The sequence below is a fragment of the Tistrella mobilis KA081020-065 genome, assembly GCF_000264455.2.
Classification (GTDB): domain Bacteria; phylum Pseudomonadota; class Alphaproteobacteria; order Tistrellales; family Tistrellaceae; genus Tistrella; species Tistrella mobilis.
In genome coordinates, this window is the sequence record NC_017957.2 from 405,377 (window position 1) to 416,308 (window position 10,932).

The 10,932-nt window shown below is 65.7% G+C and carries 5 protein-coding genes and 1 CRISPR repeat array (1 of these 6 running past the window's edge); of the genes, 4 read left to right on the plus strand and 1 reads right to left on the minus strand.

The window, feature by feature from the left end; translation table 11 throughout:
- The first annotated feature begins 2 nt into the window (after window positions 1-2).
- From TMO_RS19685 to TMO_RS19700, 4 genes are read left to right on the plus strand one after another with little or no spacing between them, the layout of a single operon-like run.
- Window positions 3-1,937: an RAMP superfamily CRISPR-associated protein gene (locus TMO_RS19685; RefSeq protein WP_014747445.1), complete on the plus strand. Its 1,935-nt coding sequence runs from the start codon at window positions 3-5 to the stop codon at window positions 1,935-1,937.
- Window positions 1,934-3,571: an RAMP superfamily CRISPR-associated protein gene (locus TMO_RS19690; protein WP_014747446.1), complete on the plus strand. Its 1,638-nt coding sequence runs from the start codon at window positions 1,934-1,936 to the stop codon at window positions 3,569-3,571. The genes TMO_RS19685 and TMO_RS19690 overlap by 4 nt, the downstream gene beginning before the upstream one ends.
- A complete protein-coding gene (locus TMO_RS30665) occupies window positions 3,568-5,832 on the plus strand; it encodes a TIGR03986 family CRISPR-associated RAMP protein (protein WP_014747447.1) in 2,265 nt (754 codons plus the stop codon). Before TMO_RS19690 ends, TMO_RS30665 begins: the two co-directional genes overlap by 4 nt.
- Window positions 5,829-6,806, plus strand: a complete 978-nt coding sequence (locus TMO_RS19700) for a hypothetical protein (protein ID WP_014747448.1) — start codon at window positions 5,829-5,831, stop codon at window positions 6,804-6,806. Before TMO_RS30665 ends, TMO_RS19700 begins: the two co-directional genes overlap by 4 nt.
- Window positions 6,807-7,287: 481 nt before the next feature.
- On the opposite strand, the gene TMO_RS19705 is transcribed toward TMO_RS19700, so the two are convergent.
- Window positions 7,288-10,635: a hypothetical protein gene (locus TMO_RS19705; RefSeq protein WP_014747449.1), complete on the minus strand. Its 3,348-nt coding sequence runs from the start codon at window positions 10,633-10,635 to the stop codon at window positions 7,288-7,290.
- A gap of 128 nt (window positions 10,636-10,763) precedes the next feature.
- A CRISPR array of direct repeats spans window positions 10,764-10,932; the repeat unit is 37 nt (it continues 413 nt past the right edge of the window).

Consider the following 10,932-nt stretch of genomic DNA (forward strand, 5'->3'; position numbering starts at 1 on the left):
CCATGGAGATCAGCCGTTACGAGTTGAGCCTGACGGTCGCCGGACCGGTTCTGCCCCGCGCCACCGCCATCGGCCGGCCGGGCATCCACACGCCGATCCTGCGCCAGGGCGACCGGCTGGACGGCCTGCCGGTCATTCCCGGCAGCCATGTCGCCGGCAAGCTGCGCGAGGCCTGGACCCAGCTGGGGGAGATTGCTCCGGACCAGTTTACCGATGTCGACACGCTGTTCGGCGCCCCGGGCTTCGCGCCCGACGCGGCCGTGGAGGGGCCGGCCGGGCAGCGCAAGCGGGTGATCCTGCCCGGCGATCTGGTGGCGGACCATGCCGGCCGTCCGGACGGGCGCCGGACCCGGGTGAAGATCAGTGATGAGACCGGGACGGTCGAGCGCGGGGCGCTTCAGGTCCTGGAAGCCCCCTATGCCCCCGGTGACCAGGTCACCTTCACCGGCGCGCTGATCATTCTGGGTAATTCCGACGAAGCGCCCTATGCGGCAGAGATCGCCGACCGGCTGCGGATCTGCCTCAACTGGATCCTGCAGCTGGGTGGGTTGCGCGGCGCCGGCTTTGGCCGTGTGCTGACGGCGGAACTGAAGGAGGCGAACGGCAAAGGGCAGGGCGCCCTGCCGGAAGATGCCGACCGCCTGCGGTTGGTTCTGGCCTTCGAGACCCCGTTCTGCATTTCGGAGCGGCCGGTCTATGGCAACATGTTCCATTCGGTGGATCATGTGGCGGGGCGGGTGATCAAGGGCGTGCTGGCCCGGCTGATCTCTCATGCCCATCCCGAGAGCGGCGTGATGGCGCCCGTGACGCCCGCGATCCTGACCCGGCTGCATATCGGCCAGGCCGAGCCGGTGCACTGCCCCGGCACCGCTGCGGAAGAACGGCTTGAAGCGGCCGGCGGTCTTTCGGGCCGGCGGCCGCTGCCCTGCCCGGAATCGCTGGCGACGGCGGGCGACGAGGTGGTGGTCGATCTGGCCGAAGAGACCGAGCCGGTTCTGATCGACGGCATGGCGCCATCCCACCCGACCGACTGGAAGAACACGCCCGACACCGTCACGGCGATGATGCGCAATGGTGCCGATCTCGCGTCGGCGGGCGGGAAGGCGGTGGGCCGGGTGATGCGGGTGCGCACCGCGATTTCGCCCGAGCGGCGCCGGGCGGCGCGCAGCCAGCTTTTCGGCCAGGAATGCTGCCGGGTGGAGGATCATGTCTGGCTGGGCCATATCGACCTCTACGGCCTGGATCAGGATGAGCGTGGCCATGTGCGGGCGGCTCTTGCCAATCTTGCCCGGACCGGGCTGGTCGGCATCGGCAAGACCGATGCCACGGCGCTGATCCGGGTGGTTCCGGAGAGCCTGCCCGCGGTGCCGGTTCCAGAGGTCGGCCGCCCGATCCGGATGCTGATCGTGACCGAAACCCTGCTCTGCCCGCCGGATGTGCTGGGCCGGCATCAGGGGCTGGCCGAGTTGCGTGCCGCCTATGCCCGCGTGATCGACGAGCTGTCGGGCGGCACGCTGCGCCTGCACCGGGCCTTCACGACCGAGGCGATGCGCGGCGGTGCTTTCCATGCCCGTAAGCGCCCGCCAAAAACGCAGTATCGGCCCTGGGGCGTAACCCAGCCCGGCAGCCTGTTCGTGATCGAGCCGACCGGCACGGGCGACGCCACCCCGGTGCTGACGCGCTGGAGCCGCATCGGCCTGCCGGTGCCGCCATCGGTGCTCAAGGACTATGAGCTGGACGGGATCGCGGCCGATCAGCTGTGGAACCATTGCCCCTGGTTGCCGGAAAACGGCCATGGCGCGGTGGTCTTCGACCCGCCGCGCCCCGAAGGCCATCTGCAGGACCGGACACGCCTGACCCGGATCCACCTGCCCGACGGCCTTTGGGCGACGCCCGAACCCGATCCGGCACGGACCTCCGCGGGAGGTGAGGCATGACCAGGAAACCCGCCTTCGGGCCGCGCTGGCTGATCACCGGCAGGCTTCGGCTCACCTCGGAGCTGCATCTGGGCACCGGCGAAAGCCGGCCCGACGACGCCCTGCGCGGCCCCCGCATGACTGAGGACGAGACCCCCGACATCGCGCTGGTCGCCGGCAGCGACACCGGGCGTCATTACATCCCTGGCACCTCGCTCAAAGGTGCGCTCAGGGCCTGGATCAATCGGCATCTGGCGCAGCTGGCACCCGACGGCCTGATCACTGACGACTGGCAGCGGGACGTCTTCGGCCATGTCACTACCCGCAGCGATCGGCCCGGGGAGGAAGATGACGGCCTGGGCGGCCGCGTCATCATCGGCGATGCCGAAGTCAGCGCCACGCAGACGATCCAACCCGCCCGCGAGGCCCGCATCGCCATCGACCCGCGCACCCGCACCGTCGACGGTCGCCGCCTGTTCCACCAGCAGACCCTGCCGCCGGGCACGGTTTTCGATATCCGCGTGGTGATCGAGACGCCGCCTGCGGAGGACGGGCGCCAGCTCGTGCCCTCAGCCGAAATCGCCCAGGCCCTGCTGACCGCCTTCGCCGGCTTCGACACCGGCCCCGAAGAGACCCGCATCCGGCTGGGCGCCGACAAGGGTATGGGCAAGGGGGCGGCGGTGTTCGAGCTGGGGGAGGTGCGGTGTTATGATGCGGAGATCGTGAAGCTCTGGCTGGGGTCGGGCGGGAAAGACCGCTGGGATGACGCCCGAGCCGTCGCAAAACGGGCGAGACGTAAGGCTGATGCCCTGCTGCAAGAACATAAGATGCAGTGGAAGAATGCCCGACCAGCTGGCCCGATGCCGTCCTGGCCGTGGATTTTTGCCGTCACAATCGATCTTCATTTCACGTCCCGGCTGCTGATGTCCAGTCCTGATCCGTCTGCTCGTCGCGCACATGCCGAGAAACGCAGGCAGGTTGAAGATGGCGGGATCGAGCCGCTTGTCCTGGAGTATCGACGGACATCGACCGGAGATCCGGCCTTGCCGGCGACCTCGGTCAAGGGCGTTCTGCGCGCCCGGGTGCAGCGCATCCTGAACACCATTTTTACGACCACCGGACAGGCCATGGCCGACGGCCTGACCGGAACATTGTTCGGCAGTGTCGGGCATCGAGGGCGCGTGCGGATCGGCACCCCACAGATCGCCCAGCGGAGCTTTTCCAGGGTCGAGCAGGAATATATCGCGCTCGATCGTTTCAGCGGCGGCGGCGCAGACGGGCGGAAGTTCAAAGTCGCCGGAATTGAGAATGGGCACTGGTCGGTTCCGGTTGCGCTGAACCTGGAAGGCCTGGAAGAGGATCAGCGAATATTCTGCTTCGCCTGCATGTGTCTGTTGTTCAAGGATCTTGCCGATGGTGACGTGACCTTCGGCCATGGTGCAGCCCGGGGATATGGGCGCAGTAAGGCCACGATCAGAGATCTGCGGATCGGCGAGGCACTGGACTCTGACGTCTGGTCGACCCTGCGTGGGATCGGCCCGGAAACCAATTTAATGACGTCTGAAGTCTTCATTCTGACGGCCCGTCAGGCACTGCGGAAACTTCACGTGGCCAAGGCATCAGTGACCGATATCTCTGCGGGAGACGCGTCATGAGCACATCCTCCTCCGATCTCTTCATCAATCCATACCAGTTCATCGATATTTCGGAGCCCATTGAAAAGCATCGTGACGAGCTGCTTGGAACCTATCCGATCATCCGGGAGCTGAAGACCGCCGGTGCAGACCTTGGACATCTGACCCATGACAGGTGGCTGGAGGGCAGCTATTCAGGACATTTCGTCTGTACGCTCATGACGTTCTCGCCCGTGGTTGTCGGCGGCCAGCAGACGGCGGCGACAAGTGATGCTTATGGCCGGGTGGAACCATTCAGATATCGGGGCAAGATTGCGTTACCTGCCAGCAGCCTGAGGGGAATGCTCTCCAGCATTGCGGAGATTGCGAGTGGTTCCGCCCCGCGAATCCTGGATCGGAGGGGCATCCTTTCTTATCGGGTCGACCTGTCTGACGCACTTTCGGCAATGGCCATGGTCGAGCGAGACCTCAGAGATCCCACGAAACTGGTGCTCAGACCGCTTGCCGTCCCCACTTTTGAGATTAAGAAAAAATCACCCGGAAAATGGATGATTGATGATTTCGATCGGTTCAGCAGGAAGTGGTCAAAGTGCTTCCCGGGACTATCATTCAAATATTACTTCGATAAAGATCAAATTCCTTATGAAGATTCTTCATTTGTATCTGAAGACGGTCATCGTCGGAAATATGAATGCCCTGCGGCGGCATTGGTTCCGCGCTTTCAGCGCGAATATGATATTGTCGCGACGGAAAATAAGTGGGATCTGACAGTTGATGGCAAAAAAATTCCGATCAAGGTAAAGATCCAGGACGGCCGTTATTTCGTGCTTGGGGGATATGCCGGCAGCACTCCTGCGCCTCACGACGAGGAAACCTCGTCTTCCGGGGCAGCTGTCGGCTATGTGCGCGGTATAGAAGCGGCTGGAGAGACGGTGCAGGTCCGCAAATACGATGTGTTTCTGCGGGAGGTGGCACGGAACACCCCGACACTGCCTTTGCCGGAAGAGGTTGTGCGGCGATATGTCCGCCTGGCGGAGGAAGCCTATGAAAGCGCGCTGGCCGAGCGCCGACGGAGCAAAGGTCGGACGCCCGCCGTGCTCTATCCTCGGAATGCGCCGAAGAACAAGGCCGACGGGTTCCGTCCGCGCCCCGGCGATATTGTCTTTTTCGACACGTCCGATAAGGACGGCTCCGTCATCGAGATCAGCTACAGCGCTGCATGGCGGCGATATGCATTGCGCAATACGGGAGACAATTCGTTTGAAGCCGCCGATATCCATGATTTTTTCGAAGCCAGTGAAGAACGCGCAGGCCGCCGTCTGCGTCCGGTGACAGCTGAGACCGCCGGGACGCCTCTGTCTCGGGCGGAGGCCCTGTTCGGCTTCGTTGCCGACACTGGTGTCGCTGACGAGGAGGGCGACCGCGCAGGGTTATCCTATGCCGGCCGCGTTCAGGTCGGTTTTGCAACCCTTGGCAAACGGGTCTCTCAGGAGGACCCGCTGGACAACAGGAAGGTTCTGCGCGTTCTCGCCAGCCCGAAACTGCCGTCGGAGTCCTTCTACTTTCATACAACGGACGTCGATACGAAGGGGCCGCTCTCACTGACGAACCATCGTCCTAACGGTACCAAGATGTATGTGCACAACGGATCTCCTCGTCCAATCAGCATTCGAAAGATCGCTCAAGGTGATGATCAGGCCCGCCAGAAACTTGAGGTGCGCCCGATAAGCGAGAAAACGAAATTTATATTTCGTGTGTATTTTGAGAATCTGGATATTCGAGAACTTCAGCTTCTTGCTTTCGCAATTACGCCGTCAGATAATTTCTGTCACAAGATCGGGCTGGGCAGAAACATTGGGATGGGGACCGTCATTATCAAGGTGAAATCTCTCGTATTGTGGGATCGGGGACAGCGATATATCGATCCCTTCGATACCGGCCATCAACAGCAATTCGATGGCGAGGATAACAATACCCCCCTTGCACCCCGGCAGCTTGCAGCCGGTTGGCGTCGTCTGTTGGAAGAGGCCCTTCCTCAGACGGCCCGGGCCCTTGACACGCTTGGCAGGTTGCCTCCCAAAGATGGCCCGGCCGTAGCCCATCCTTTTGCCCTGGATCAGCAGATCCATACGGAAGACAAAACGTTCAGCTGGTCAGCGAACAACAAGCGCCTGGCGGCCGGGAAGCGACAGACGCTCGGTCCCATCCGCGACGGAAAGCTCTCGACCCTGAAACCGAATGGTAACGGGAGTAAGGAGAGCGATAAGAGCGGCGGTAAATGACGCCATTCGGCCCTGCCAAGGTCGGCCCGGGGCAAGATCAGAAACCTGCCACGGCACCAACATCCGCGGCAGAACGCCTCACCACCCCCGCCCTGACCGGCGGGTTCGACCTGCTCGGCCCGGTCTTCACGCGAGAGGTGATCCACCTCCGCTGTGCGGCCCCGGCCGGGCTGGAGGATGGGCCGTGGATGGGGGCGGCCGTGCGGGGCGCGCTGGGGCGGGTTCTGGAAGAGCGGGCGGCAAACGGAGGGGCGGGCGGTCGGCGGGATCCGTTCAACCGGCCCGCGGCCTTCGCGATCCTGTTCCAGACCCAGGCCATGCTCACCCGCCGGCTGGAAGTGCCCCGGCCCTGGCGGTTGCGGGTGCAGCGGCGCGGCCGCAGCCTCACCATCGAGATCGCGCTCTACGGCTTCGCCGGCTATTGGGCGCCCGCCGTCGCCGATGCCCTGGTCGAGGCGCTGGCCGCCGGCGTGTCGCTGCGCGCGCTCGGCCGGATGCGCGTGCCCTGGCCGGTCGAGGCGCTGGAGATCCGCCGGGTCACGGGCCTGCCCACAGGACCCGACACCCGACTGCCCGACACCTCGCGCGCCCTGGTGCTGGACATCGAAACCCCGCTCGCCCTCAAGGCCGGCGGCGCGCTGGCCGGCCATCTCGACAATCTGCCGATGATGCTCGCCGACCGCGCCAGCGGCCTGGCCCGCTGGCACGACATCGCCATCGCCGCCGATTTCAGCGCCCTGCGCACCGCCTCACGCAGGCTGCGCATCCAGGCCGACGGCCTGATCCCCGACCGCTGGGAACGCCGCTCCGGCCGCCTCGCCGGCCGCATCATCCCGATGGCCGGCTTCCGCGGCCGCCTGATCCTGCAGGATCTGGACCCGGCCTTCGCCCTGCCGCTCGCCATCGCCGCCGATGCCCATCTGGGACAGGGCGCGACGGCCGGCCTCGGGTGGTTCAGCGTCTCGGAAGACTGACGGCAGAAGACCGGGCTGCCGCCCGGACCCGCCCGGAGGCGCGGCCTCCGGACCTCGGGCGTGGATGGGGAGCGGAGCCATTGGTCATGGCTTCAAACTCAAGCGCAGGTACGAAGCAAACCTGCCAAAGGTTTCCATGACCGGAGCCATTGGTCATGGCTTCAAACCGAGATCCACCTCGACGTCGAGTCCACCTGTTTCCATGACCGGAGCCATTGGTCATGGCTTCAAACACCATCATCCAAACTCCGTGGGGGAGATATGGTTTCCATGACCGGAGCCATTGGTCATGGCTTCAAACTGCGCCATTACGCGACGGAGCTTCTGGTCGAGTTTCCATGACCGGAGCCATTGGTCATGGCTTCAAACTCCCCTCCTTCCAACCCATTGTCAACTGGCCTCTGAAGATCCCATTTTCCGTCGGCATCCTTGATGCTTCATACGATAGCATGATGTCCTCCGGTGATTTTGATATTTTATATTATATTTCAATAAGATAATAATATCCACTGGGTATCCGGCCCTCAGAGGGGGGCTTCTGGGCCGCAGGGGGCGTATAGGTGCAGAAGCCTGTGGCCAGAGAGACCAGCACGACCAGGACATGCCCCAGGCCGATATTGCGCAGGGCCGCCCGGTCGGGGTCGCGGCCGGGGTGGACATAGGTGGTGTAGCAGGCAATGCGCCTGTGCAGCCAGCGGCGCAGCCCGCCCTCCGGCAGACGGCGGCAGGCGGCGTCGAGGTACCGCGCCAGCCGGTTCGGTCTGGCGGCGGACGGGGGCTCGGCCGGGTGGGGGCGGCCGAACAGCTCTCGCCGGTACAACAGCGCCGAGACGCCGCAGCCGATGATATAGGCCACGGCCCAGACCGGCAGATGAGCGATGGCCGAAGCCCCGGACAGCAGATCCCAGATCGGCGCCTCGCCCTTGGCGTCGCTGCCGGCGACGAATTCCTTCAGCCCCAGCAGGCCGATCGCGATCACCACCGGCAGGCCCAGGCCGAACAGCACCGCCTGAACCCGGGCGCCGCGGCGTTCGATCATTGCGGCGGCTTCTTCGGTCAGGCTGGCGAGCCAGCTTTCGGTGCGGGTGATCTTGTCGTCGATCAGCCGGTATTCGGCATCGAGCCGCGCCTGACGGCGCATCAGCTCGAACAGCTCCCGCCCCTGGACCTGGGTGGTGACATCGCCATACCACAACCCATCATTGAAGCGGATCAGCCGCCGGCGCAGATCCCGGAACTGCGCGCGCTGATCGTTGACCGGGTCGGCATCGCCTTCCACCAATTGTGGCAGGCGGCGGACCACGTCGGCGGTGAACTGCGTCAGCACACCGGCCTGGATCTGGGTGATCAGGAACAGCCGGCGATACATGGTCGGCATCTGCACCGCATGGATCACATTGCGCGCGAACCAGCCACTGCCCCACATCACGAAGGAATGGCTGGTGGCGGCAAACCACGAGCCATCGGCATCGAAGCGACCATAGGCGGCGGCGGCAATCTCGGCGCGGGTGGCCCCGGGGTCATAGGCGGGGCCGCTGCCATAGGGATCGACGGTGGCGAGCCGGCCGCGCAGCCAGAGCCGGCGCTCGACCGCCTCGGCCTGATCGGGCACCTGCCCGAGCGTCACCAGGGAGTGGACGACATGGGCGCGATCATCGGTCAGCAGCCGCGGTGCCAGCCTTGCCCGGTCCCAGCCCAGCGCCGCGAAGGCGATGTCGATCAGCGCGCCGAACCAGCCGGTCAGCCGCTGATCATCCGGCGTCACGGCATGGCCGCGGATCATATGCCCCAGCATCCCGGACGGGCCATGAAGGCTGATCGCGACATGGCCGCCGGTCGGCTTCTCGGGCAGCCCGGCCTCTGCGAAGCCTGAATGGGTGAAGCGGCCAAGGGCCGCCCAGTCCAGCGCATCGGCGACGGTGAAAACCGGCCCGGCGGGTGGGGTCAGAAGCGCCCGCCAGCCCTGGGGGACATCCTCGTTCGCGGCCTTCCAGGGCTGCATCTGCGCGGCCAGGCTCAGATGTTCCTCGCCCGAGGGGCCGGGGTTCAGCCGGTCGCCCAGAATGACCTCCAGGATCAGCACCGAGCGGAAGGCCAGATGCAGGCGCAAGCCCACCACCGGCGCGCAGCGGGCCGAGGCGCGGCTGTTGTGGACATAGCGGAGCGACAGCGGACCTGTCGGCTGCCCGTTGAGCCGGCCGCCCGCGCCGACATCGATCATCAGGCTGATCAGGGCATGACCATGGGTCAGCGCGTCGGCAAGCGCCGTGCAGCCGTCGGCCGGCCCGGTCTGACCGGCGGAAACGGCGGGGGCGAAGATGTCGCGCACCTGATCGGCCAGATAGATCCGTTCCTCGTCGGTGGCCTGCAGAAGGTGAACCGGGCGGTTCGGGTCGCGGGTCGCGGCACAGAGCGCCTGGATGTCGTCTGCCGTCAGCTCCTGCTTCAGGCCCAGGATCTGGCTGAAGGACAGCCGCCAGCCCGCCACCGGCCGGTTGCCGTTCAGCAGATTGGCCAGGATCCTGTCGGCAAGGGCATCCAGCGCCGCCGCATCGGTGCCGGTGCGGTCTTCGGCGCCGAAGAACAGGCACTCGCCGCCGCCGCCGTAATAATGGAGCCGACCGGTCCCCCAGGCCGCCCGCAGATCGGGCCGGAACCAGTCGCGCATCAGCCCGGCATTGCGGCGGGCGCCGTAATGTTCCAGGGCGACGGTCCGGGGCGCCGGCGCCTCGTCCGCGGCCTCCCCGGTTTCGGGCCGCCGGGTGACCAGGATCAGCAGATCGGTCTCGGCATCGGGCCGTCCGCCGCCGGTCTGCCACATCCTGAGCAGGATCGCCTCGGCGGCGATGTCGCGATCGGTCTCGGGCACCTCGGCCAGAATCAGCCGTTCCCCGCCTGAGGCCCGGTCGGCGCCCGGGGTAAATGCCCGCAGCCGGAGCGGTTCCCGCGCGACATCGTCCACCCGGCCCAGCCAGGCGTTGACTTCCGTCGCTGGTGCGCGACAGATCCGGGACAGGATCGCCCCGGCATCGACGGGGGCCATGCCATGGCTTTCATGGTGGTCGCGCATCTCCTGGGCGATCACCGCATCCCAGGCGCGGATCCGGAGCATGATCCGGATCAGCACCTCTCCCGCCAGCACCTCGGGGAGATGCGTCTCGCCCGCTCTCTCCTGCGCCTCGCCATGCGTCGGTGGGGCTGTGGCATCCGGGCATGGCAGGTTCCAGGCCTCGGCAGGCAGGCGGCGGCTGACCGTGCCCCAGTCGACCTGGTCGCAGGGGCTGATGTCGACACCGACGAGCTGCGAGAGCGCTTTGCAGGCGGCGGCCGATGCAGCGGCCTTGCGGCAGACCATCGCCTCCAGCGCGCCGATCAGCCCGGCCATGCCGCCCAGATCATTGGCGATGATCAGCCGGTCCAGCACGGGGATCTGATCCCGGTCATGGCCGCCGAATTGTTCCAGAAGCGACACCGGCCGTTGCGGCGCAGCGGCAAACCCCGCCGCCGCAGCGCCGGTGCCCGGGCCGTCATCCACCACCACATGGCCCGGATGGCAGCGCAGCCTGACCCCGGTTGCCGCAATCACCGCGGCGGCGTCGGCATCGGCGATCCCCGCCAGCACCACCTCGCGCAGGCGCGGCGTGGCGACTGTCTCGGACGCCGCCAGCCGGGTCATCACCCGGTCCAGCAGATCGGCCGGCATCCCACCCGTCTGCCGCCAGGACCCCGCGACCGCGAGCGTTTCAGTCCCGCGCCCGCTCTCTGCCGCCAGGACCTCCGCCACCCGGGCGGTCACCAGATCCCGCACCACCACCACGACCAGCCGCATGGCGCCCCCCACTCCGATCAACCCTGGGACGAGGCTATCATCCGGACGGGTGAGCGGGAAGAGTGAAGGGTCACAGGATCGGAGGGGGAGAGGATCGCTTTTGAAAAGGAAGAGGGTAAGACACAGGAAGACTCATGACCGGAGCGATTGGTCATGGCTTCAAACGTGTTATTGCCGCGGCGGGGCGGGAAATAGTTTCCTTGACCGGAGCGATTGGTCATGGCTTCAAACCTGTTCATCGATGCCTTCAAGCTGGGCATCATGTTTCCATGACCGGAGCGATTGGTCATGGCTTCA